Here is a 22,931-nt window from a genome sequence, read left to right on the forward strand (position 1 = left end):
CGCCGGCCGTTAACTGTCGGCGCCGGCCGTGCTTTGACGCACCACGAGCTCCGGCGTGAACACCACGGCCCGGTGTTTGGTTCCGCCACTCTCCTGCTCCTCCGCCAGCAACTCGATCGCTGTACGGCCCAAGGCCTCCGTGGGCTGGCGGATGGAGGACAGAGGCACCACGGCTGAGACGGCGAAGTCGATGTCGTCGTAACCAATCAGGGCAATGTCCTCAGGGATCTTCACGGTCCGGAGCATGGTCAGGGACTGCATGACCCCGAGCGCCAGAAGGTCGTTGGAACAGAACACGGCTTCCGGCCTTTCGGCTGGCGCCCGCTCCACCAGAGCGTTGCCCACTTGGCGTCCGGCAAGGACGGTCTGCCCTGCGGAGTCAAGGACCTCGATGGTCGCCCCTGCTATTTCCGAGACGGCCCGCTGCGCCCCGTTGAGTCGGTTGGCTACCTGGCGAATTGATGGGGTACCAACAAAAGCCAGACGACGCCGGCCCGTGTCCAGCAGGTGCCGGGCGGCAAGATATCCGCCTTCTTCGTCATCCACGGAGACTGAGCTGCACCGGTCGGTGTCGGCGAGTTGGTCCACCAAGACAGTTGGCACGCCACGGTCGCGCAGCGTATCGATCCGATCCCCAACGTCCCCCACAGGCGAGATCAGCAGGCCCTGGACACGCTGTTCCTGGAACAGGTCCATGTAATGCGCTTCCCGGGAAGCGTCCTGGCCGCTGTCCCCTACCAGCACCACGCTACCGAGGGCTGTGGCTGCATCTTCCGCGGCACGGGCAACGGAGGAGAAGAACGGGTTGCCCACATCCAGCACAATCAGTCCGATGGTCCGGCTCTGCCCAGCCCTAAGTTGGCGGGCGGCGTCGTTGCGGACGAAACCGAGTTCGGCGATGGATTTGAGGACGCGCTCCTTGGTCCTTTGCGATACGCGGTCCGGATAATTCAGCACGTTGGAAACAGTTCCCACGGCTACTTGTGCGTGGGTGGCAACGTCTTTGATGCTCGCTGTCTGGGACATGCTTTCCAATCTCCGCTGGTTGTCATCGATTTGCAGGAAACGCCTTGACACCCTCCTTCTTGCGAGGGTAATTTGAATCGTAACAAATGAAACGATTCAAAGACGAGTGACCTGGAGAACCGCACATGAGGGTCTGTTTCCGCTCTTCCGTCCAGCCGGAGCTGATGGACGAATACAAGCGCCGGCATGCAGCCGTCTGGCCGGAAATGCTGCACGCCCTCAAGGACGCGGGATGGAACAACTACTCCCTCTTCCTGGCTCCCGATGGCCAGTTGATCGGATACCTGGAATGCGATGACTACCAAGCCGCCCAAGCCCGCATGGCCATAACGGACGTCAACGCCCGCTGGCAGGCCGAGATGGCAACCCTGTTCTCGAACAGCGACGTGCCTCCGGACCAGGGATTCGAAATCGTCGAAGAAGTTTTCAATCTTGAGGATCAACTGGCCAAGGCCAGCACCGTCGCAACCCAGCAGAAGGAACAAGCATGAACACCACAGAGTCGGCGCTTGGCCGCTTGGGAGAACTGGCCATTGAAGTGCCATCCTGGGCCTACGGGAATTCGGGCACCCGCTTCAAGGTCTTCGGCACCCCGGGTACGCCGCGCACCGTCCAGGAAAAGATCGCCGACGCCGCCAAGGTCCACGAGCTGACGGGCCTGGCCCCCACCGTTGCACTGCACATTCCGTGGGACAAGGTTGATGACTACTCTGCGCTGCGCGAATACGCTGCAGGCTTGGGCGTTGGACTGGGCACCATCAACTCCAACACGTTCCAGGACGACGAGTACAAATTCGGTTCCCTGACGTCCTCCAACGAGTCTGTGCGCCGCCGGGCGATCGACCACCACCTTGAGTGCATCCACATCATGGATGCCACCGGATCAAAGGACCTGAAGATCTGGTTGGCCGATGGCACCAACTACCCCGGCCAGGACGATATGCGCGGCCGTCAGGATCGCCTCGCGGAATCCCTCCAGGAGATATACGCAGCCCTCGGCGACGCGCAACGGCTGGTCCTGGAGTACAAGTTCTTCGAGCCGGCTTTCTATCACACCGACGTTCCGGACTGGGGTACTTCCTACGCCCAGACCCTTGCCCTCGGCGATAAGGCCTTCGTCTGCCTGGACACCGGCCACCACGCTCCAGGTACCAACATCGAATTCATCGTGATGCAGCTCCTGCGCCTGGGCAAGCTGGGATCCTTCGACTTCAACTCCCGCTTCTACGCCGACGACGATCTCATTGTGGGCGCGGCCGATCCATTCCAGCTGTTCCGCATCATGTACGAGGTGATCCGCGGCGGCGGCTTCGGCAAGGAGTCAGGCGTTGCCCTGATGCTGGACCAATGCCACAACCTGGAAGAGAAGATCCCGGGCCAGATCCGCTCGGTTCTGAACGTCCAGGAAATGACGGCCCGCGCATTGCTCGTGGATACCGCAGCATTGTCCGAGGCCCAGCGAGCCGGGGATGTCCTGGCCGCCAACGGCATCTTCAACGATGCCTTCTACACCGACGTCCGACCGGTCCTGGCCGAGTGGCGTGAATCCCGCGGCCTGCCCGCCGACCCGATCGCTGCCTACAAGGCCAGCGGCTACCAGAAGAAGATCAACGAGGACCGCGCAGGCGGCCAGCAAGCCGGATGGGGCGCATAAAGCATGAACGTGCAAGAGACCAACAAGACCGTTGAAGACCTGATTTCCCGCTCCAACCGCCTCGGCGCGGACAAGCGGAACACCAACTTCGCTGGCGGCAACACCTCCGCCAAGGGGATCGAGAAGGACCCGGTCACCGGCCAGGACGTCGAGCTCCTCTGGGTCAAGGGCTCCGGCGGCGACCTTGGCACGCTGAAGGCGGAGAACCTCGCTGTACTCCGGCTGGACCGGCTGCAGGCACTGAAGTCCGTTTACCCCGGCGTCGAGCGTGAAGACGAAATGGTGGCCGCCTTTGATTACTGCCTCCATGGCAAGGGCGGCGCTGCGCCGTCGATCGATACTGCCATGCACGGCCTGGTGGACGCTGCGCATGTTGACCACCTGCACCCCGATTCGGGCATCGCGATTGCCACGGCGGTGGACGGCGAAGCCCTGACGTCAAAGGTCTTCGGCGAGAAAGTTGTGTGGGTTCCCTGGCGTCGCCCCGGCTTCCAGCTCGGCCTGGACATCGCCGCGATCAAGGAAGCCAACCCGCAGGCGATCGGCACCATCCTCGGCGGTCACGGCATCACCGCCTGGGGCGCCACGAGTGAAGAGGCTGAGGCCAACTCGCTCTGGATCATCGACGCTGCCGAGAACTACATCAAGGAAAACGGCAAAGCCGAGCCCTTCGGCGCCAAGCTTCCCGGCTACAGCGCCCTCCCCGAAGCTGAGCGCAAAGCCAAGGCAGCCGCCCTCGCCCCGGTGATCCGTGGCCTGGCCTCCACGGACAAGCCGCAACTGGGGCACTTCAGTGATGACGCCGTCGTGCTTGAATTCCTTGCCTCGGAAGAGCACCCGAGGCTCGGCGCGCTGGGCACCTCCTGCCCGGACCATTTCCTGCGCACCAAGGTCAAGCCGCTGGTCCTGGACCTGCCCGCCGATGCTTCGATTGAGGACTCCGTCAACCGGCTGAAGGACCTGCATGCAGACTACCGCGAGGACTACCAGGCGTACTACGACCGCCACGCTGACGAGAACAGTCCGGCCCTCCGCGGCGCCGACCCGGCCATCGTGCTGGTCCCGGGCGTCGGTATGTTCTCCTTTGGCAAGGACAAGCAAACCGCCCGTGTTGCCGGCGAGTTCTACATCAACGCCATCAATGTGATGCGTGGTGCCGAGGCGATCTCCACCTACGCCCCGATCGAGGAATCCGAGAAGTTCCGCATCGAGTACTGGGCGCTGGAAGAAGCCAAGCTCGCCCGCATGCCCAAGCCCAAGTCCCACGCCACCCGCATCGCGCTGGTGACCGGTGCGGCGTCGGGCATCGGCAAGGCGATCGCCACCCGATTGGCGTCCGACGGCGCGTGCGTCGTGATTGCCGACCTGAACCTTGAGAACGCCCAGGCCGTGGCCGCGGAACTGGGCGGACCCGACGTCGCCATCGGCGTCCAGGCTGACGTGACCGACGAAGCCCAGATCGCGGCAGCGATCCAGGAAGCCGTGCTCGCGTTCGGCGGCCTGGACCTGGTGGTCAACAACGCTGGCCTCTCCATCTCCAAGCCACTGCTGGAAACCACCGAGAAGGACTGGGACCTCCAGCACAACGTCATGGCCAAGGGCTCGTTCCTGGTGTCCAAGGACGCGGCCAAGGTCATGATCGAGCAGGGCATGGGCGGGGACATCATCTACATCTCCTCCAAGAACTCCGTGTTCGCCGGCCCGAACAACATCGCCTACTCCGCCACCAAGGCCGACCAAGCCCATCAGGTCCGCCTGCTCGCTGCTGAACTGGGCGAGTACGGAGTCCGCGTCAACGGCATCAACCCCGACGGCGTGGTCCGCGGCTCCGGCATTTTCGCCGGAGGCTGGGGTGCCAAGCGCGCTGCGGTTTATGGCGTGGACGAGCAGGAACTGGGCAAGTACTACGCCCAGCGCACGCTGTTGAAGCGAGAGGTGCTGCCGGAACACGTTGCCAACGCAGTCTCCGTGCTCACCAGCAACGAACTGTCCCACACCACCGGCCTCCACATCCCCGTGGACGCGGGCGTGGCTGCTGCCTTCCTGCGCTAGGACTGCCAGATGAGCAACGGAACGCCCGCGAACAGCAAAGCAGTCTTCGCGGCAGTGGATATTGGCGCCTCTTCCGGTCGCGTCATGCTGGGCCGGGTGTCTCCCACAGCAGGGGTCTCGCTTGAGACGATCCACCGCTTTGCCAATGGTGTTGTTGAGCTCGACGGCGGCCTCCGCTGGAACTTCGACGCCCTGTTCGCGGAGGTGCTCAAGGGCCTTTCCGCCGCCGCTGCCGTTGCACGGGGGAATGGTGAGCGCATCCTCAGCATCGGCATCGACACCTGGGCTGTGGACTATGGCCTGGTGAACGACGCCGGGAAACTCACCGCGCAGCCGTACAGCTACCGGGACGAGCGCAGCCGTGCGACGGTGGGACGCGTGCACTCCGCGATCTCCCCGGAAAAGTTGTATGCCACAACGGGTTTGCAATACCTGCAGTTCAACACGCTGTACCAGCTGGCGGCGGAACCAAAGCTGAATGGTTTGCAGGCTCTCCTCATCCCGGACCTGATCGCCTTCCTGCTCACGGGAGAGCGCCGGACGGAGGCTACAAACGCCTCAACCACAGGGCTCTTTGATGCTGAGGCGGGAGAGTGGGCTACCCAGTTCCTGGACTCACTGGGCCTGCCCGGTGACATCTTTCCTCCGCTCATTCAGCCGGGCGAAACCGTGGGCACGCTGCTGCCAGCCATCCTCGAAGAAACGGGATTGCCCGCGGGCGCAAAGGTGGTTGCGGTTGGATCGCACGACACCGCCTCAGCCGTGGCCGCTGTCCCCGCTGAAGTGCCGGACTTCGCCTACATTTCCTCGGGAACGTGGTCCTTGGTTGGCATTGAGTTGGATAGCCCAGTGTTGAGCGAGGCAAGCCGCAAGGCCAACTTCACCAACGAACGCGGCGTGGACGGAACCATCCGATACCTGAGGAATGTCGGCGGGCTCTGGCTTCTCAGCGAGTGCCAACGTGCTTGGGCGGCACAAGGGTTCGACCAATCGTTGTCCTGGCTGCTGGACGCGGCCGCAGCCCTCCCCGCAGGCGGTCCGCGAATCAACGCCGATGACCCCGCCTTCACGGCACCCGACAACATGCCGGACCGCATCCGCGCAGCCGTGCGGAACACAGGTTCCGTGCTCGCGGACCGGCCTGCCGCCGTCGTGCGTTGCATTATGGACAGCCTCGCGGCCGGTTACGCCCGCACGCTGGCGGACGCTGAACGGCTCGCGGGCCGGAGCGTGGACGTGGTTCACATTGTGGGCGGCGGTTCGCAGAACCGGCTCCTGTGCCAACTGACGGCGGACGCCACGGGCAAACCGGTTATCGCAGGACCCGTTGAGGCGACTGCACTGGGCAACGTCCTGGTTCAGGCACGCGCTGCGGGTGTGGTGGAAGGTGGGCTTCCTGAACTGCGCGCCCTGGTAGCCGCTGGGACGGACCTCGAACGCTACGAGCCGGCCCAGACGGTCAGTGCCGTACCTTCCTGACCTGTTTTGAACTGATGGCAGCCCCGAAACAACCGAAAGAGGATGTTTCGGGGCTGCTTCCTTGTCAAAGAGGGTCAGGAAGCAGCAGGCCGCCGAACGTCTGGTACGTCACAGCGCCGGATGAGGGTGCCGCGCTAAACTGATCGCATTATGATCCGCACAATGTTCAAGTCCAAGATCCACCGCGCAACGGTGACCCATGCCGATCTTCACTACGTCGGTTCGGTCACTGTCGACCTTGACCTGCTGGACGCGGCTGACATCCTTCCGGGCGAACTCGTCTCCATCGTTGACGTGACCAACGGCGCCCGGCTGGAGACCTACACTATCGCCGGCGAGCGCGGTTCCGGCGTCATCGGGATCAACGGCGCGGCAGCCCACCAGGTTCACGTAGGGGATGTCGTCATCCTCATCACCTATGCCGAGATGACCACCGAAGAGGCGCGCGCTTATGAGCCCAGGGTTGTCCATGTCAGCAAGGACAACAAGATCCTGCAGCTCGGAAACGACCCCGCTGAGGGCCACACCCCGGGGCTGATGCGCCCGCCGCATGCCCTGAGCAACGCCGCGCACCTCAGCTAGCACGGCCAAAAGCCAACCCTCGACGTCGGTACCCACCTGAGTGCCGACGTCGCGCTTTTGGTGTCCGTATGACGGAACTCTCGCCAGAAAACGCTTACTCAGCGAAGCGATGTGGCTAGGCTGTTGTTCGTGACCCGCCACCTCCCCGCCCGCACGCCCGCATGATCGGCGTCCTGTCCGGGTTCTTCGTGGTGTGGGCCATCATCCTGGTGGGCATGTTCGTCGGACGTCGCGGAATCCTGGGTGAGAATGCCCGCTCGGTCCTGAGCTCGTTGACGTTCTTCGTCGCAAGCCCAGCACTGCTGTTCGAAACCCTGAGCAAGGCCAAGCTGCACGAGGTGTTTGCCGCCCCGCTGCTGGTAACCGCGGTGGGTGCCATCATCACGGGTTTGCTGTTCTTCCTGATCGTAAAGTTCTGGCTGAAGCGCAGTATGCCCGAGGCCCTGATGTCATCGATGAGTTCTTCCTTGGCGAACTCCGCGAACCTGGGCATCCCGATTGCAGTTTTTGTCCTGGGTGATGCGAGCTACGTGGCGCCGCTGCTGATCTTCCAGCTCGCCTTCTTCACACCCCTGTACTTGATGGCCCTGGACGCCAGTACGAGTACCCACCGCACCACTCCCCTGCGATTCCTGCTCATGATTGTGAAGAACCCAATGATCGTGGGCTCGGGGCTTGGACTTCTGGTGGCAGGAACGGGTTTCCAGGTGCCCACGCTCATTCTGGAGCCGATCCACCTGATTGGCGGCGCCGCGATTCCGGCCATGCTGATGGCGTTCGGCATGAGCCTGAACGGATCGAGGCCTTTGCAGAAGGACGCCGGACGACGCCTGGACACGCTGCTGGCCAGCGGGTTCAAGCTGTTCGTGCATCCTTCCATCGCCTACGTGTTTGCCCGCTTTGCCTTGGGGATGGACGGGCACGCCCTCTTCGCCGTGGTGGTGACGGCGGCGCTCCCGACGGCCCAGAACGTGTTCGTGGCCGCCACGCGCTACCGCGCCGGCGTCACCGTTGCCAAGGACACCGTGCTCATCACGACGATCGTGGCGGTGCCCGCGATGATCGCCGTGGCGCTACTCCTCACGTAACCTTCCCTCGCCCAACTACTCCACGTCTGCGCTGGCCAGGTAATGGTCCAGGAGCTGTGCACACCGGATGAAGCCCAGGTGCGAGTATGCCTGCGGGTGATTGCCCAGGTGGGTTTCCGAGGCAGGATCGTATTCCTCCGGAAGCAGACCCGTGGGACCGAACAAAGCCACCAGCTGGTTGAACAGCTCCAGCGCGTCGTCCAATCGTCCAACAGCAAGGTATGCCTCGATCAACCAGGTGGTGCAGATGTGGAAGCCGCCCTCCAAACCCGGCAGGCCGTCGTCGTACCTGTACCGGAAAACGGTGGGACCCACACGCAATTCGCGCTCAACGGCCGTAACTGTATCCAGGAACCGCTGGTCTTGGACATCCAGCAGGCCGGACAAGCCGATATGCAGGACGGCGGCGTCCAGGTCGGGGCTGTCGTAGGCCACGGTGTAGGAAGCCGCAGATGAATCCCAGCCCTCGCGGAGGACTTCCTTCCGGATCCTGGCGGCGGTCGGCGCCCAGTCCTCGTGTGCCACACGATCATGCAAAGCAGCGGTTCGCAACGCCCGGTCCAACGTCACCCAACACATGACCTTGGTGTACACGTGGTGCCGTGGGGGTCGGCGCGCTTCCCAGATTCCGTGGTCTGGCTCGTGCCAACGGGCAATGACGGCGTGGGCCATCTGCTCCATCAGGAACCAGTGCTCATCCGGGAGGTACCCGCGCCGCTCGCCAAGATCGTGAATCAGCTCGGCAATCGGGCCAAAGACGTCCAACTGCACCTGGTGGTCGGCCGCGTTCCCGATCCTCACCGGACGCGAACCGGCATAGCCTGGGAGGCTCTCGACGATCGCTTCCGTGGACAGCGGAGCACCGGTCACCGAGTACAGCGGGTGGAGCCACTCCGGGCCGGGAGCAGTTTCCAGGATGCGGCCAAGCCAGCGCAGGAATCCGTCGGCCTCGTCCGTGGAGCCCAAGCTCACCAAGGAATTAACGGTCATGGACCCGTCGCGCAGCCAGCAATACCGGTAGTCCCAGTTCCGCGTCCCGCCAATACCCTCCGGCAGGGAGGTAGTTGGTGCCGCCAGGACAGCACCTGTTGGCTCATGCACCAACGACCTCAGCACCAGGGCCGACCGTCGTACCAATGACGTCTTGATAGTGGGAAGCTGCAGCGTCCTGACCCACTCCCGGGCGGACTGCCCGACGGCGGCACGCCGGGTCGGCTCTCCAGTCGGGTCTGCGGGCGGCGGCTCAGTGTCACCGCAGCGCAGGTTCAGCACAACGGGACCATATTGCAGCGGCACTTCAGCGGTGGCGGTGGCGTACCTGCCGTCACTGGTGATCTGGAAGGCAACGCCGGGCGCCGAGAGGATGATGGGATCCGAGGTGCCCATGATGTGGACTTCCTCGCCACGGATCTCCATGCTGAACGGCGCAGTGGCATAGTCAGGCCGAGGCGCGAACACTATCCGAGCCGTGCCCGTGCCGGACAGAACACGGACCAGGCTGGTGATGCCTTCAGGCGCGGGCTCAAGGTAGTCCGTCACTGTGACGTCAGCCCAGCGGGTCTCCACGATCATGGTGTTGTCCACATAGCGCTGGGCGAGTACCTGCGAACGCTTGACTGGCTCGACGCTGAAGTGGCCTGCCGGCTCACCGCCCAGGATATGGGCAAACAGGGACCCCGAATCCGGCAAGGGGTGGGTCATCCAGCAAACCTTGGCGTCAGGGGTGAGCAACGCCGTCGACGTGCCGTTCCCGATCATCGAATGCCGCTCGAGCCCCACGGCGTCCTCGCCGAACAGCCACGCCCGGCGCAGTTCGAACAACAAAGCCAGCACACGCGCAAAGGCTTCCGGGTCCGGAATGGTGTGTGCCGCCGTCGTACTCCCGGGACCGACGTGAAGGCCAAGGTCTGGGCCGCGCAGGGTGGCGAGCGCCTTTTCGTCGCTTGCGGCATCGCCCGCGTAGAGGGCAGCGCTCACACCCAGACGCGAGCGAAGCTGCTCCAGCGCCTGGCCCTTGGCCGGTTCCTCAACGGTAAGGTCCAGCACGGAGCCGTCGATGATGAAGTAGAGCCCGTACTCAATGGCAATCTGCTGGGAACGGAAGATGACGCGTTCCACCACCTCCGGCGTTGCAGGCCGGGTGTGGACAGCAACGCCCACGGGTTTGCGGACGATGCTGATGCCCTTCTCGAAGGCGACCGCTTCAGTCAATGCCGTGGCTACCTGTTGGAGCAGGGTTTCCGTGGCCAGCGACAGGGTGTACGCATAGCCCATGTCGAACTCAACGCCGTGCGAGCCCACCAAATGAACTTCTGCCGGCAACCTGGACACGGCAGCAAGATCGCGCAGGGAACGGCCGGAAATGATGGCCGTATGCGTATTGGGGAGTGCTGCGAGCGCACGGAGAGCCACAGCCGCACTGTCCAGCGGCAGGGTCTCGGTGGAGACGCCTTCAGCTGCACAGAGAGTGCCGCCATAGTTGCACGCCACCAGCAGACCCGGGACGCGGGCAATGGCCCTAAGCTCCGTCATCAACTGCGGTGTGATGCCCTGCTGCGCGTCCGTCCGGAGCAAGGTCCGGAGCAGGCCAAGCGGCAGCGAATTCATCAGCAGCGCAGAGTCTGCGGCTGATTGATTTAGGGGCGTGGGCATAGCGGATCCTTCCACTGCGGATAGCTATAGTCTCCGCCTGTGGAGTTTCGGCGTCATGCCTAAATCATTGCAAATGCGTAAAGCTTTCGAATTTATTTTCGATGCCCGTCCCTACGCCCTTACAAGCCCCGCAACTTCGGCAACCAGTTCCACAGATCGCAGGCGCTCGTCGGTGCCAATGCTCTGGTGGGCAACGATGAGTTCGTCCGCATCAGCGTGGTTGGCGAACTCGTCAAGGTAGTCGCGCACAACGTCCGGGGTACCGACGGCGGAGTACTTCATCATTTGCGAAATGTGCTGGCCTTGCGGGGAATCCAGCACCATATCCGCTTCGTCGTCCGTGAACTGTCGGCCGCCGCCAAAGAACAGGGACACACGGGCGCGCTTCACGGCGAGGTGGATCGCCTGGGCCTCGGCGTTGCTGTCCGCTGCGGTGACGTTAACCCCTGCAATCACGTGCGGTTCGGACAGCTGTTCCGAGGGCTTGAAGTCCCTGCGGTAGATGGCCACGGCATCCTGCAAGGCGGCAGGCGCGAAGTGCGAAGCGAAGGCGTAGGGCAGCCCAAGCTGCGCAGCCAACTGTGCTCCAAACAGCGAGGAACCCAGGATGTACAGCGGCACGTTGGTGCCCTTTCCCGGAGTCGCCTCGACGCCCTGGATGCGGGTAGGTCCGGTGAGGTAGCCCTGCAGTTCCAGGACATCCTGCGGGAAAGCATCCGAGGACGTATGGTCCCGGCGAAGCGCACGCATGGTGTTCTGGTCACTGCCCGGCGCACGGCCAAGTCCCAGGTCTATGCGTCCCGGGTGCAGCGTCTCCAAGGTGCCGAACTGCTCAGCAATGGTCAGCGGTGAGTGGTTCGGAAGCATGACGCCACCTGCACCAAGCCGGATGGTGTTCGTGTGCGCGGCGACGTGCGCGATCAGCACACTCGTGGCCGAGGAAGCGATGGCTGACATGTTGTGGTGCTCGGCGTACCAGACCCGGCGATAGCCCAGCTCTTCGGCCTTCTGTGCCATGGCCACGCTGCCGGCGAGACTTTCCGCCACGGTCTGGCCCTTTCCGATGGTTGCCAGGTCCAGGATGGAAAGAGGAACAGTCACGGGGAATGCCTTTCGGTACGTTTCGCGGCACCCGCACTGTTGGTTGGCGGGCACTCTAGCGACAACGACGGCGGCCCCCGGCTTATTTCTGTGAGTTGCGTCGCGCAGGGGCTTCTTCCGGTTTTTCCTCCGGACATTTGTGACCTCGTTCGACCTCCGATTAACTGCAATTACCCCCTGTATCCCAGCGTTTCAGAGTGCTTTGACCGCGTTCCTGCCCTGCTGGATAGTTGCAGCCACAAGCACGCATCAGACACCCCCGGTAGGGGAAAATAAGGGGAAACAATGGCACGTTTTGCAGCCAAGACCGGCCTGACCGCGGCGCTGGCCGCTACGGCTCTACTGGGGCTCGCCGCCTGCTCGGATCCGGGCGCGACGGCGGCGACAGCACCGTCGTCGGGCTCTTCAACGGCATCCTCCAGCGCGGCCAAAGACTTCAACCTGTCGCCCGAACAGGACCGCATCAAGGTAACCGTGGACTCCGCGGCCGCGGCCCTGGTTCCGGAAGCCATCAAGGCCGATGGCAAACTGACGGTGGTTTCAACCGGTGGGACCCCGCCGCTGAGCCTGTTCGCCACGGACAACAAGACCCTGATCGGCAGCGAGGTTGACCTCGCGTACGCCATCGGCGAGAGCCTCGGCCTGCAGGTTGAAGTATTGCCGGTGGCGTGGGCCGATTGGCCCCTCGGCATCGAATCCGGCAAGTACGAGGCCGTCCTCTCCAACGTCACAGTCACCGAAGCACGCAAGGAAAAGTTCGATTTTGCGACCTACCGCAATGACCTCCTGGGCTTCTATGCCAAGGCCGATTCGGATATTTCAGAGGTCAAGGAGGCCAAGGACGTCGCTGGCAAGCGCGTGATCGTCGGCTCCGGCACCAACCAGGAAGCCATCCTGGTGCGGTGGGACGAGGAGAATAAAAAGAACGGACTGAAGCCGGTTGAGTTTCAGTACTACGACGACGACTCCGCCTCCCAGCTCGCCCTCCAGTCCGGACGCGCGGACCTGACGTTCGGGCCCAACGCCTCCGCCGCCTACAAGGCGGCCAAGGATGGCAAGACCAAGGAAGTGGGCACGCTCAACGGCGGCTGGCCGCTGAAGGCTGAGATCGCGTTCACCACCAAGAAGGACAACGGCCTTGCTGCGGCTGCGCAGGCGGCCATCAACCACCTCATCAAGGACGGCAGCTACGGCAAGATCCTGGACCGTTGGGGCCTGTCCTCCGAGGCCATCCCGACGTCCGAATTGAACCCGGCAGGCCTGCCCAAGAAGTAGGAACCGCTGTGGCAGGGCAGACCTGCCGACGTCGAATCCCCGCCGGACACCAACCGGCGGGGATTCTTGCGCTGGACGCTGCTAAAAGTGTGCTGGATCGGTGTTGGCGCCGCAGAGAATGACCGCGACCGTCTCACCATCCTTGGGCACGTAGGCGCCGGACAGCAGGGCGGCATAGGCTGCCGCCGCACCATGTTCCACCACCATTCGGTACTCCTCCCACAGCTTGCGGCGGGCCTGGACGATGTCTTCGTCGCTGACCAGTACGCTCTGCACACCCGTGCGACGGGCAACACCAAATCCAATCTCGCCAATTCGCCGTGCGCCCAGGGAATCAACGGCGATACCGGAAACGGCCACATCCACCGGCTCTCCCTTGGCCATGGCCGTGTGCAGCGTGGGAACCGTCTCAGGCTCGACGCCCACCACATGGGCCCGGCCTTCAACCGCCGCGGCAATGCCACCCATCAATCCGCCGCCGCCTACAGCAACGAGGATGGTATCGACGTCGGGCAGTTCGTCCAGCAGTTCCAGGCCAACGCCGCCTGCGCCAGCCACAATCTCGGGTTGGTCATAGGCGTGGCAATAGACCGCGCCGGTTTCCTCGGCGAACTTCACAGCTGCAGCGTAGGCCTCGGCGTACTCAGAGCCTCCCTGAACCACGCGGGCCCCGCTGGCGTACAACTTGTGGACCTTGGTGGCGGGCGCAGCCTCGGGGACGAACACCGTAGCAGGGACTCCGAGCTTGGACGCTGCGTAGGCGTTGGCCAGGCCCGCATTGCCCCCGGACGCCACCACAATGCCTACCTCCGGGTTCAGTTCGCCATTCTCCCGCGCCGTCAGCAACCGGTTGAAGGCGCCCCGGGCTTTGAACGTTCCCGTGTGCTGCATGTACTCGCATTTAAACCACAGGTGATACGGCTCCTGGTTGCCGCTCTCAGCCACCGGTGTATGCCGTACCCAGCCTGCCGTCCGTGAGTATGCTGCCTCTACATCTTCGCGTGTGACCATCGTGTGCTGCACCTTTCGTCCGTTTCATCCTATGGTTCGGGCGGTGGTGCTGGGGTTGGAAGTTTCGGGTTTCGGACTCAGGCCTCCGGGATCACCATAGCGAAGCGCTCCGGGCGGGCGACGTCCGGATCCGGGCCATTGCGGACGCCGAGGTCCAATGCGTCGATGGCCGCGAGTTCTTCTGTGCTGAGCTCGAAGTCAAAGACATCGAAGTTCTCCGCGATGCGTTGTGGGTTGGTCGACTTGGGAATGGCTGAGCGGCCTTGCTGCAAGTGCCAGCGGATCATGACCTGGGCCGGTGTCTTGGCGTGTGTCCGCGCGATCGCTGCAATAGCGGGATCTTCCATCACGTTCCGTCGGTCTCCGCCCCAGCCCGGGTAGAAAGTGATTCCGCCAATGGGTGACCAGGCCTGGGTGAGGATACCGTTTGTTGCATCCGCGTCCTGGACATCGGGCTGCGTGAAGTAAGGGTGCAGCTCGATCTGGTTTACCGCTGGCACGATGTCAGTTGAGGCGAGCAATTCCTTGAGGTGGTGCGGCATGAAGTTGCTGACACCGATTGAGCGGACGCGCCCGTCCTCGAGTAGTCGCTCAAGCGCCTTGTACGCTTCGATGGTCTTCTCGAACCGGTCCGGGGCGGGCTGGTGCAGGATGAACATGTCCAGGTAATCGACACCGAGCTTGCCGGCTGCCTTGTCCCAGGCATGCAGCGTCTGCTCGTAGCCGTAGTCACTGACCCAGACCTTGCTCTCGATGAAAACTTCATCCCGCCGCAAGCCTGATGCAAGGATGCCCTGGCCTACCTCCCGCTCGTTGCCGTACGCGGCGGCGGTGTCGATGTGTCGGTAGCCTGTGCCAAGGGCTGTCTCGACGGCGGCAGTGGTTTCCTCGGGTGCGCTCTGGAAGACGCCCAAGCCGAGTGCCGGCATCGTGACGCCATTGTTCAGGGTTAGTTCAATAGTCATGATGTTCACGCTATTCAGGCCTGCCGGGCTGTGGGAGTGCCCGTCATTACCCCCTTGGGCGTCCCAAGTAATACCAGACCCTCCCTCGCTCCCTTGCTGACGGCGTAGCGTTGCTCTCATGAGTCATAGCGAGGACGTACGGAAGTTCCTGACCTCCCGGCGTGCAAGGATCAAGCCCGACGCCGCAGGATTGCCGGCCTATGGGGGCAACCGCCGCGTGGCCGGGCTGCGCCGCGAGGAAGTGGCGATGCTGGCCGGGATGAGCATCGATTACTACATACGGCTCGAGCGAGGAAACCTTTCCGGAGCCTCGGACAGTGTCCTCGAGGCGCTGGCCCGCGCCTTGCAGCTTGACGACGCCGAGACAGCGCACCTCTTCGACCTGGCACGCGCGGCCACGGCCGCGCCGCGGGTGAGGCGGAAGCACAGCCCAAGGACGGTCCGGCCAAGCGTGCAGCGGGTCATTGATTCCATCACCGCGGCACCGGCGTGGGTTCGGAACGACCGCGGCGATGTCCTCGCTGCCAACGAACTTGGCGCAGCTCTCTACATGGACCTGATGGCCGAAGAAACCACCCCTCCAAACAGCGCACGGTTCACCTTCCTCAACCCCAAGGCACGCCAGTTCTTCGCAAATTGGGAGCGCAGCGCCGACGATATTGTTGCCGTCCTGAGGTCCACCGCCGGGAAGAATCCTTACGACAAGGACCTTACTGACCTGATCGGGGAGCTCTCCACGCGCAGTGAGGAATTCCGGGTCAGGTGGGCCAGGCACGATGTGAAGTACCACCGCACGGGTCGGAAAAGACTCCACCACCCGATCGTCGGCGATCTTGACCTGAGCTTCGAAGCCCTTGAGCTGTCCGCGGACCCCGGGCTGCGGATCAACGTGTACACCGCGGATCCCGGCACACCTTCGGAAGACGCATTGAAAGTGCTCGCCAGTTGGGTGGTTACCCAGCGGATTAGCGAAGAGGCAAGCCAAGACGCCTCTCTTCAGGATTAGTGCCCGTCCGCAAACAGGGCTGAACCATCTAGGCTGGGAAACGTGCTTCCAGAGTTCACCTTGCGCCCCTCTTACAGTTCCGATGCCATCTGGATCGCCGAGCTTCGTGCCGTGGTGATGCGTCCGGACCTCGAACGGCTGGGCCGCTGGGATCCAGTGCGTGTCCGGGAGCGCTTCCTGAAAGCCTTCCAGCCGCAGCACACCTATGTGATCCATACTGCAGGCGTGGATGCCGGGGTGATCGCAGTCCGCCAGGAGCCGGACGCCCGGTGGATTGAGCATTTCTATGTGGCTCCGGCGCATCAGGGCAAAGGGCTGGGCAGTGCTGTACTTCGGCACGTCATGGCGGCCTCCGTGGACGAGAGGCCATTCCGTTTGAACGTACTGCAGGGAAGTGCGGCACGGCACTTGTATGAGCGGCATGGTTTTGTTCTGGAATCCGAGGACCAGATCGACGTCTTCATGCTGGCGGCCGGCAACCCCTGACCGGTGCACCCCCTAACCAACGCAACCCCTAACCAACGCAACCCCTGATCAGCGCACCCCAAATACGGTAACGTCAACACATCGACGCCAGCTTCCGGGGGGAACACAATGGGGAACGTTCAAGCGCGCACCAAACTATTCACAACGGGCTCAGCGATCGCGGTGGCCATGGCGTTGGCAGCAGGGCTGCCTGCCGCCGGAGCGCCGCCCTCCGTCGCGGCGTCCCAGCCGACACCCTACATCGACGGCGTACCGTATGTCGGCGCGGAGCTGCGCCGCCAGTACAACTACGACTACTCAGCTTGCAGAAATCCCGACGGCACGGGTGAGGGCATCACCCTGGAGTGGTTGAGGGACGGCGTGCCACTTCCTGCTGAGCGGCAGGGGGAAACCCTGCAGGTCCTTCCCGAAGACCAGGGCCACCGTATTGCGATGAAGGTCTACCCGCTCACCCCGGGCCAGTCGGGTTGTCCGACGGGTTCCCAGGTAAGCCCGGAAACACTGCCCGTCAAAGCCTCCAGCAGGGCCATGGGCTGGACAGGCCGCGGCAACTTTGAACCACTCGCCCGTACCCACGATGGTCGCCTCATCCTGTATCCGCGGACTTACACCTATTACAAGGGAAGTTGCGAGGGCGCGTGCCCTACGTACTGGGGTGCGTGGGACGAGCCCGTGCAGGTTGGCCAAGGCTGGAACGTGTTCAACATCGTCTTCTCACCCGGCGACTTCGATGGTGACGGCTTCAATGACCTCCTCGGCAGGGATGCGGCAGGCAACCTCTTCCTCTATCCGGGTGATGGCGAGGGTGGCTGGCTTGAGCGCCAACAGGTAGGCCAGGGTTGGAACGTTTTCAACATGATCGTTGGACCGGGTGATTTCAATGGCGATGGAACCAATGATGTCCTTGCGCGAAACCCGGCGGGAGATCTCTTCCTTTACCCCGGCGATGGCAGCGCAGGGTGGCTCGCCCCCACGAAGGTGGGCCAAGGCTGGCAGAGTATGAACAAGATCATCACTGCCGGCGACATGAACGGTGATGGCCCCGTGGAGGTCTATGCAAGGGATGGCAATGGGCGCCTCTTCCTCTACCCGGCTGATGACGCTGGCGGCTGGCAGCCATCGTCCCTCATCAGCGGCGGTTGGGATGTCTTCTCCGAGATTGCAGGACTCGGCAGTTTTCCGCACTCCAAGTACAACGACCTCGCTGCCATCAACGGGAACGGAGATTTGGTCACCTATTCTGCCGGAGCATCCACCACAGTCCTCTGGGGACCCTATGGTCCCGTAGGCCGCGGTTGGGATGTCTTCAAGGAACTCCTCTAGCTTCCTGCGTTTAGAGCGTTTGCCCCCACACCGCCAACTGCAGGCGGATGGTTGCTCGCGACTCGTCAACCACTGCTGAACAATTTTGCTGGATCATTCCACCATCCACGCGATGGAACCCGCGTGGATCCGGGCGCCTTCCGAGCCGCCGAAGGAACGATCCAGCAAAAAATGCCGCCAACATCAGGCCGGCACCGACTCAGTGGAACGCACGGGTGTCTCAAGCCCCAGGTTTTCGCGCAGCGTGGTTCCGCGGTAGTCCGTAGGGTAGACCCCGCGTTCCTGAAGTTCCGGTACCAAGTGGTTCACGATGTCGTCCAGGCCAGTAGGGATAAGCCACGGTGAGATGTTGAACCCGTCCACTGCGCCAACGCGGGCGTACTCAGAGAGGTGGTCGGCAATGGCGGTATAGGAACCGGTAAAGGTCGCGTCCACCCGCGCTGTGCGGGAAGTGACGAACTGGCGGATTGAGAGGCCCTTGTCCTTGGCCTCAGCCCGCCACTGGTCCGCGAGCTGGCGCGCCTTCGCGCCATGGAAGCCGCTGCCGCGCGTCTCCGATGTCTCCTCGACTACCGGATCAATCTCCGGGAGCGGACCATCGGGATCGTACTCAGTGAGTTCGCGGCCCCAGAACTGCTCCAGGTACGCGATGGCTTGCTGCGGCCCAATCTGGAGGCTGCGGACCCAGGCCTTCTTCTCTTGGGCTTCCTTATCGGTGGCGGCCAGGATGAACTCGCTGGCCGGCATAATCTGCACCGCGTTGGCTCCGCGGCCGGCAGCGACGGAGCGTGCCACAATGTCGCGGCGGAACTCCACGGCGTCATCGAACTTTGGGTGGGCGGAGAAGATCACGTCAGCCTGGCGCGCTGCGAAATCACGGCCATCCGGGGAGTCACCGGCCTGGAAGAGCACGGGACGGTACTGGGCGCTGCGGGGCAACCGGGGGGTGACGTCCACCGTGTAGTGCTGGCCGTCATGAAGCACAGGGCGTGCCGGCCCCGAAGAGGTCTCCCACGAGTCCCAGATGCGCTTGGCCGTCTCAACAAATGCTTCGGCATGCTTGTACCGGTCGGCATGATCGAGGTATCCCCCGCGACGAAAATTGGCTCCAGTCCAGGCGTTGTCCGTGGTGACCACGTTCCAGGCAGCCCTTCCGCCGGAAATCAGGTCCAGGGAGGACAAGCGGTGTGCGAGGTCAGCCGGATCGTTGTATGTGGTGTTCTGCGTTGCTACGAGTCCGATGTTCCTGGTGACCGCTGCCAGGGCCGCGAGCATGGTCTGCGCATCAGGCCGCCCAGCGACGTCCAAGGCATGTGGGCGGCCGAGGTGTTCGCGCAGGCGCAACCCCTCTCCGAGGAAGAACGCCGCGAACTTCCCCCGCTCGGCGGTCTGGACGATGCGGCGGAAGGATTCGAAATCGGTTTGCGAACCCGATTCCGACGCCTTCCAAATCGTGCCGGAGTTGACGCCCTGGAAGAAAATGCCGAACTGGATCCGACCCGTCGGCTGAAAAATAGCACGGTTGTGCTGTGTCATGGTGATCCCCTTTAGTTTTCCGAGCCAACGGCTGCAACGGTCGTATTCGCGTAGCGGCTCGCTGGACGTTCCAGGCCCAGCAGATCGCGGAACGTCCCAGCCTGCAGAGGCGCACGCAAGGATCCACGCCGGCGGAGTTCGGGCAGCACCACGCGGGACAGTTCTTCCAAGTCCACGTCCAAGACGGCTGGGTGGAGACGGACGCCGTCGGCCTCCTTGAGGAGCGAATCGAGCACGTCAGCCAGACCAGCCGACGAACCAACAAACCGTGCCCGGCCCGCTTTCGCAGACGAACCGCTTTCCGCCGAGGAAGCGAAACGCGAAACGGCAGGCTGCCCGCGCGAGTCAAGAACGACGTCGAGCTCTGCAACAATCGCAACCCCAGATCCAAGCCGGGCCCGCACATCGCGAACCTCGGCAACGAGCAGTTCGGGCGTCGGAGCAGACACCAGCACAGCATCCACGGAATCTATCGGAACCAAGCCCTCGCCCACCAAGGAGGCAGCGGCGAACACAGGCAGCTGACCTTGCAACGGCCGGGGAATGATGGACGGACCCTTGATGGAGTAAGCGGGACCGGCGAAATCGGCAGGAGTTTCGAAGTCCACATAGTGCAGCTTGTCGACGTCAAGGTAGCGACCCGTGGCGACATCGCGGATCACGGCGTCGTCCTCCCACGAATCCCACAGTCTGCGGCCGACTTCGATGGACGCAGCCGCTTCCTGCGCCAGCGCTTCGCCGCTCACATGGGAACGCCCGACGGCGGCCGCGGCCTCGGACGAGTCCGCTGCGGTGACGATCCACCCGGCGCGCCCGCCGGACACGTAGTCCAGGCTGGCAAGCTGCGTGGAGATGTGGAAGGGCTCCGTATATACAGTGTCGACTTCCGGTACCAGTGCAATGTTCCGCGTCACCGGCCCGGCAAAGGCTGCACGCTGCAGGGCGTTAACCCGCCCCGGGGCCGGCGCGTCGGCGAAGGTTGCCGCGTGGAAACCAGCGGACTCCGCTGCCAGGACGGCAGCTGCAAGGTTCTGGTACCCCGCGCCGTCGAGTTCAATGGCCAGGAACCCGGCCTTGCGTTCTTCGAAGGTGCTCACTTCTGGTCCTGCCGTTCGTAGGGAATCTTTTCGCCGGCTTCGATGGCCACGGGAAGCCGGTTTTCGGCGGGCGGCAACGGGCAGGTGGCGAGGTCGGTGTAGGCGCAGGGGAGGTTGACGGAACGGTTGAAGTCCAGCTGCACGGAGCCATCAGCCGCGGGGACCACGGAGAGCGAGCGGTTGGCCGCGTAGGTTGTCTTGCCGGAGGTCTGGTCCGTGAACAGCACAGACAGCGAACCCGGGGCGTGGCCGTTGAACGCCGTCAACGCCAATTCCTGGCCCGCGAGCTTGAAACGGATCTCGCCCGGGGCCTCGTACACATGCTGGATGCCCTCCACCGCGGCACCCACCGTGGTGGGGCGCGGCGTCTCGAACGGCACGAACGTACCGGCAACGGCAAACGCCGCATTGGGTGCGTACGCGGGCGTGCCCTGGTACTCCTGCAAGAGGGCATTCGACGGGTTCCGTGGCCGCACGATGTACTCGCCGCCGCGCTTGGCTAGCTCGATTACGGTGTCGCCGGAGGCCAGGTTGATGCCCCCGCGCTCCTCGATAGGCCCGAATTCAAGCGGCTCTGCTTTGCCTGTGTTCAGTTCAACGCCGTCCTGCTGCAGGCTCTCGCCTGGTTCGAGAACAACGCGTACGACGTCGGCTTCCACACTCCAGGTACCAGGCGCACCTTCCAACCGGGTCGGGTCGCTGTCCAGCCAGTGGAGATGGGTCACGGCGAGGAAGCCGTGCGGATGTGCCCGTTGGCGCTCATGGGCGGCGTGCCAATCCTGCCACTCCTCGGCAAAGGATTCGAGTGCTGTTTCAGTGTGCGTGGACATGTGCGTAGTCGCTCCTGTTGAAGGCGTGGTCTGCTGTGACGGTTGCTGCGGCGTGTCGGGTTCGGTGGCGCCGGCGAACGCGGGTCGTCCGGCGAACGGGTCTCCGGATTCCCATAGCGTGGTTGGGGCTGCGGCGCGGACGGCCGGGATGACCTCCAGCGCGAAGCGTTCCAGGATGTCGAGCTGCTGTTCGAACGGCAGCGTGGTGGGCAAGGAGATCGACTGCAGGTCATGCTGATACAGCGAGTGGTAGCTGAGGATTTTGTCGATCACCTGCTCCGGGCTGCCCACAAGGGCGGGCCCCTCGGCCACAGCGTGCTGGATGTCCCGGAAGGGTGAGTTGTTGCCCGGAACGTTGCGGCTGGCAGTCAACGCCTCATACACGGGTCCGTACTGGCGGATGGCTTCCTGCGTGGTGTCGGCGATGAACACACCGCCGGCCCCACTGCCTGAGCCCAGATACTGGTGCCGGGGATCGTGACCGTGGCGCTGGTACTCCTCGCGGTAGTGGTCGATCAGGACCTTGTAGTTCTCCCGGGGCTGGATGGCGTTCGCGGTGAACAACGGATCGCCCCACTTGGCCGCCAGCGCCGCTGCCGCAAGAGTTGTAGCCGAGCCGTGCCAAATCCGCGGCGAGCCCACGGAGAAGCAGTCGAACCCCAGTTCCTCGGCCCGGCAGGCCGTTTCCACCACCTGGTTCAGGCGGTCAGCTGCAGAGACGATCTCCCCCGTCACCGGGTTCTTCAGATGGGGAATGATGTCAAGAACCTGGAACTTCACTTGCCGGTCCCAAAACTTGCTTCGGTAACGGTCTTGGACTCGGGCAGGGCTTCTTCGGAGAGGCCCCAGCGTTCCAGGACCTTGGCGTAGGAGCCGTCCTTGATGGTGGAGTTGAGGGCATCGGTGATGGCTGGGGCCAGCCCGTTGCCCTTGAGCGTGGTGGCGGCAACCAGGGTTTCCGACGGCCAGCCGGCGTTGACTTTGCCCACTACTTTGAGGTCGTCACGGGTATTCTCGCGGTACGTCACCGACGGGTAGGGCGCCAGGTTCAGGTCCGTGCGGCCGGAGGACAATGCCAGGATCGTATCGGCGTCGGACGAGTAGTACTGCAGCGTCGCCGGGGTTTTGCCCTTGGCTTCAAGCTCCTTGTTCCACGCCAGCAGGATCTTCTCCTGGTTGGTACCGGAGCCCACGGAGATTTTCAGCCCGGAGATATCGTCCGAACCTTTGATGTCGTAGGTGGAGCTCCTCTTAGCCTCAAAGCCCATGTATGCAGCCCTGTAGGTGGAGAAATCGAACAGCTTCACCCGTGCGGCGTTGATTCCCACATTGGAGAAAACGGCCTCAAAATCACCGGACTGGGTCTTCAACGGCCAGTTCTCCCACGAGGTCACTTGGAGGTCCAAGTCAAGGCCCAGCTTGTCCGCCACAAGTTGTGCGATGTCCACCTCCACACCGATCGGCGTTTTGTCGTCAGTCGCGTGGAAGGACAGTGGAATGGAACCCGCGGTGGTGCCAACGGTCAGCTTGCCATCCTTGGCGATGGCAGCCGGAACAGCAGAAGCCGCAGCATTGTCTTTTTCGCCACGGATCCGGTTCTGGTCTACTGAGGTGTTGTAGACGACGCCGTTCTTTGCGGCTTCGCTCCCGGGTTTGGCTGCCGAAGCGCCAGGATCGGAGCATCCGGCGAGCGCAGGAAGTACGACGGCGGGCAGTACAGCAAGTGCCAGGAGTTTGGTTTGGGTGATGCGAAACATGGAGGGCTACT

At 63.3% G+C, this 22,931-nt stretch carries 19 protein-coding genes and 1 pseudogene; 10 read left to right on the plus strand and 10 right to left on the minus strand.

The annotated features are described in order from the left end of the window. Positions 1-9: 9 nt before the first annotated feature. Positions 10-1,026 (minus strand): LacI family DNA-binding transcriptional regulator, encoded by a 1,017-nt coding sequence (locus ABIE18_RS19095; protein WP_499724154.1) that lies wholly within the window; start codon positions 1,024-1,026, stop codon positions 10-12. Positions 1,027-1,151: 125 nt separating this feature from the next. Here ABIE18_RS19095 and ABIE18_RS19100 point away from each other — a divergent pair, with 125 nt between their 5' ends. From ABIE18_RS19100 to ABIE18_RS19125, 6 genes are all read left to right on the plus strand, one after another. After that, positions 1,152-1,517, plus strand: a complete 366-nt coding sequence (locus tag ABIE18_RS19100; RefSeq protein ID WP_499724155.1) for an L-rhamnose mutarotase — start codon at positions 1,152-1,154, stop codon at positions 1,515-1,517. Continuing rightward, entirely contained in the window at positions 1,514-2,680 is a 1,167-nt protein-coding gene (gene rhaI, locus ABIE18_RS19105; RefSeq protein ID WP_499724156.1) for an L-rhamnose isomerase, read from the plus strand. Before ABIE18_RS19100 ends, rhaI begins: the two co-directional genes overlap by 4 nt. Positions 2,681-2,683: 3 nt before the next feature. Next, positions 2,684-4,732 (plus strand): bifunctional aldolase/short-chain dehydrogenase, encoded by a 2,049-nt coding sequence (locus ABIE18_RS19110; RefSeq protein ID WP_499724157.1) that lies wholly within the window; start codon positions 2,684-2,686, stop codon positions 4,730-4,732. 9 nt (positions 4,733-4,741) lie between these two features. After that, entirely contained in the window at positions 4,742-6,211 is a 1,470-nt protein-coding gene (locus ABIE18_RS19115) for a rhamnulokinase (RefSeq protein WP_499724158.1), read from the plus strand. A gap of 150 nt (positions 6,212-6,361) precedes the next feature. Further along, positions 6,362-6,793, plus strand: a complete 432-nt coding sequence (gene panD / locus ABIE18_RS19120; protein ID WP_499724159.1) for an aspartate 1-decarboxylase — start codon at positions 6,362-6,364, stop codon at positions 6,791-6,793. Between the two features lie 161 nt (positions 6,794-6,954). Beyond that, positions 6,955-7,881: an AEC family transporter gene (locus ABIE18_RS19125; RefSeq protein ID WP_224089409.1), complete on the plus strand. Its 927-nt coding sequence runs from the start codon at positions 6,955-6,957 to the stop codon at positions 7,879-7,881. A 15-nt stretch (positions 7,882-7,896) separates the two neighbouring features. Here the strand turns inward: ABIE18_RS19125 and ABIE18_RS19130 are convergent, their stop codons facing one another. Together ABIE18_RS19130 and ABIE18_RS19135 are read right to left on the minus strand one after the other, a co-directional pair. Continuing rightward, positions 7,897-10,533 carry a trehalase-like domain-containing protein gene (locus ABIE18_RS19130; RefSeq protein ID WP_499724160.1) on the minus strand — a complete coding sequence of 879 codons (2,637 nt, stop codon included), beginning with the start codon at positions 10,531-10,533 and terminating at the stop codon, positions 7,897-7,899. A gap of 111 nt (positions 10,534-10,644) precedes the next feature. Continuing rightward, positions 10,645-11,634, minus strand: a complete 990-nt coding sequence (locus tag ABIE18_RS19135; RefSeq protein ID WP_499724161.1) for an LLM class flavin-dependent oxidoreductase — start codon at positions 11,632-11,634, stop codon at positions 10,645-10,647. 285 nt (positions 11,635-11,919) lie between these two features. On the opposite strand from ABIE18_RS19135, the gene ABIE18_RS19140 reads away from it, so the two are divergent. Further along, positions 11,920-12,909, plus strand: a complete 990-nt coding sequence (locus ABIE18_RS19140; protein ID WP_499724162.1) for an ABC transporter substrate-binding protein — start codon at positions 11,920-11,922, stop codon at positions 12,907-12,909. 81 nt (positions 12,910-12,990) lie between these two features. On the opposite strand, the gene ABIE18_RS19145 is transcribed toward ABIE18_RS19140, so the two are convergent. Then, positions 12,991-13,920: a threonine/serine dehydratase gene (locus ABIE18_RS19145; protein ID WP_499724163.1), complete on the minus strand. Its 930-nt coding sequence runs from the start codon at positions 13,918-13,920 to the stop codon at positions 12,991-12,993. A gap of 77 nt (positions 13,921-13,997) precedes the next feature. Beyond that, positions 13,998-14,879 (minus strand): aldo/keto reductase, encoded by an 882-nt coding sequence (locus ABIE18_RS19150; protein ID WP_499724182.1) that lies wholly within the window; start codon positions 14,877-14,879, stop codon positions 13,998-14,000. Between the two features lie 124 nt (positions 14,880-15,003). On the opposite strand from ABIE18_RS19150, the gene ABIE18_RS19155 reads away from it, so the two are divergent. From ABIE18_RS19155 to ABIE18_RS19165, 3 genes are all read left to right on the plus strand, one after another. Further along, entirely contained in the window at positions 15,004-15,891 is an 888-nt protein-coding gene (locus ABIE18_RS19155; protein ID WP_499724164.1) for a helix-turn-helix transcriptional regulator, read from the plus strand. Between the two features lie 42 nt (positions 15,892-15,933). Then, the gene (locus ABIE18_RS19160; RefSeq protein WP_499724165.1) at positions 15,934-16,377 is read left to right on the plus strand and encodes a GNAT family N-acetyltransferase; all 444 of its coding nucleotides are present in this window, start codon (positions 15,934-15,936) and stop codon (positions 16,375-16,377) included. A 168-nt stretch (positions 16,378-16,545) separates the two neighbouring features. Continuing rightward, a complete protein-coding gene (locus ABIE18_RS19165) occupies positions 16,546-17,700 on the plus strand; it encodes an FG-GAP repeat domain-containing protein (RefSeq protein ID WP_499724183.1) in 1,155 nt (384 codons plus the stop codon). A gap of 183 nt (positions 17,701-17,883) precedes the next feature. Here the strand turns inward: ABIE18_RS19165 and ABIE18_RS19170 are convergent, their stop codons facing one another. The 5 genes and pseudogenes from ABIE18_RS19170 to ABIE18_RS19190 all read right to left on the minus strand — a co-directional run bounded on the left by ABIE18_RS19170 (position 17,884) and on the right by ABIE18_RS19190 (position 22,920). Further along, on the minus strand, positions 17,884-19,236 hold the full coding sequence (locus ABIE18_RS19170; RefSeq protein WP_499724166.1) for an NtaA/DmoA family FMN-dependent monooxygenase: 1,353 nt from the start codon (positions 19,234-19,236) through the stop codon (positions 17,884-17,886). 11 nt (positions 19,237-19,247) lie between these two features. Next, positions 19,248-20,333: an LLM class flavin-dependent oxidoreductase gene (locus tag ABIE18_RS19175; RefSeq protein ID WP_499724167.1), complete on the minus strand. Its 1,086-nt coding sequence runs from the start codon at positions 20,331-20,333 to the stop codon at positions 19,248-19,250. Further along, positions 20,330-21,163: a DUF1684 domain-containing protein gene (locus ABIE18_RS19180; RefSeq protein ID WP_499724184.1), complete on the minus strand. Its 834-nt coding sequence runs from the start codon at positions 21,161-21,163 to the stop codon at positions 20,330-20,332. Before ABIE18_RS19180 ends, ABIE18_RS19175 begins: the two co-directional genes overlap by 4 nt. Positions 21,164-21,460: 297 nt before the next feature. Further along, a pseudogene (locus ABIE18_RS19185) lies at positions 21,461-21,943 on the minus strand (LLM class flavin-dependent oxidoreductase); the annotation flags it as partial. Further along, on the minus strand, positions 21,940-22,920 hold the full coding sequence (locus ABIE18_RS19190; RefSeq protein ID WP_499724168.1) for an ABC transporter substrate-binding protein: 981 nt from the start codon (positions 22,918-22,920) through the stop codon (positions 21,940-21,942). The gene ABIE18_RS19190 and the pseudogene ABIE18_RS19185, both read right to left, overlap by 4 nt. Positions 22,921-22,931: the final 11 nt, after the last annotated feature.

Source organism: Arthrobacter sp. 2762, assembly GCF_040548745.1.
In the GTDB taxonomy this organism is placed as follows: domain Bacteria; phylum Actinomycetota; class Actinomycetes; order Actinomycetales; family Micrococcaceae; genus Arthrobacter.

Bases quoted from the DNA above. Each gene is read 5' to 3' on its own strand.
- ABIE18_RS19095 (WP_499724154.1), bottom strand. From the start codon at position 1,026: ATGTCCCAGACAGCGAGCATCAAAGACGTTGCCACCCACGCACAAGTA.
- ABIE18_RS19100 (WP_499724155.1), top strand. From the start codon at position 1,152: ATGAGGGTCTGTTTCCGCTCTTCCGTCCAGCCGGAGCTGATGGACGAA.
- rhaI (WP_499724156.1), top strand. From the start codon at position 1,514: ATGAACACCACAGAGTCGGCGCTTGGCCGCTTGGGAGAACTGGCCATT.
- ABIE18_RS19110 (WP_499724157.1), top strand. From the start codon at position 2,684: ATGAACGTGCAAGAGACCAACAAGACCGTTGAAGACCTGATTTCCCGC.
- ABIE18_RS19115 (WP_499724158.1), top strand. From the start codon at position 4,742: ATGAGCAACGGAACGCCCGCGAACAGCAAAGCAGTCTTCGCGGCAGTG.
- panD (WP_499724159.1), top strand. From the start codon at position 6,362: ATGATCCGCACAATGTTCAAGTCCAAGATCCACCGCGCAACGGTGACC.
- ABIE18_RS19125 (WP_224089409.1), top strand. From the start codon at position 6,955: ATGATCGGCGTCCTGTCCGGGTTCTTCGTGGTGTGGGCCATCATCCTG.
- ABIE18_RS19130 (WP_499724160.1), bottom strand. From the start codon at position 10,533: ATGCCCACGCCCCTAAATCAATCAGCCGCAGACTCTGCGCTGCTGATG.
- ABIE18_RS19140 (WP_499724162.1), top strand. From the start codon at position 11,920: ATGGCACGTTTTGCAGCCAAGACCGGCCTGACCGCGGCGCTGGCCGCT.
- ABIE18_RS19145 (WP_499724163.1), bottom strand. From the start codon at position 13,920: ATGGTCACACGCGAAGATGTAGAGGCAGCATACTCACGGACGGCAGGC.
- ABIE18_RS19155 (WP_499724164.1), top strand. From the start codon at position 15,004: ATGAGTCATAGCGAGGACGTACGGAAGTTCCTGACCTCCCGGCGTGCA.
- ABIE18_RS19165 (WP_499724183.1), top strand. From the start codon at position 16,546: ATGGCGTTGGCAGCAGGGCTGCCTGCCGCCGGAGCGCCGCCCTCCGTC.
- ABIE18_RS19170 (WP_499724166.1), bottom strand. From the start codon at position 19,236: ATGACACAGCACAACCGTGCTATTTTTCAGCCGACGGGTCGGATCCAG.
- ABIE18_RS19180 (WP_499724184.1), bottom strand. From the start codon at position 21,163: ATGTCCACGCACACTGAAACAGCACTCGAATCCTTTGCCGAGGAGTGG.
- ABIE18_RS19190 (WP_499724168.1), bottom strand. From the start codon at position 22,920: ATGTTTCGCATCACCCAAACCAAACTCCTGGCACTTGCTGTACTGCCC.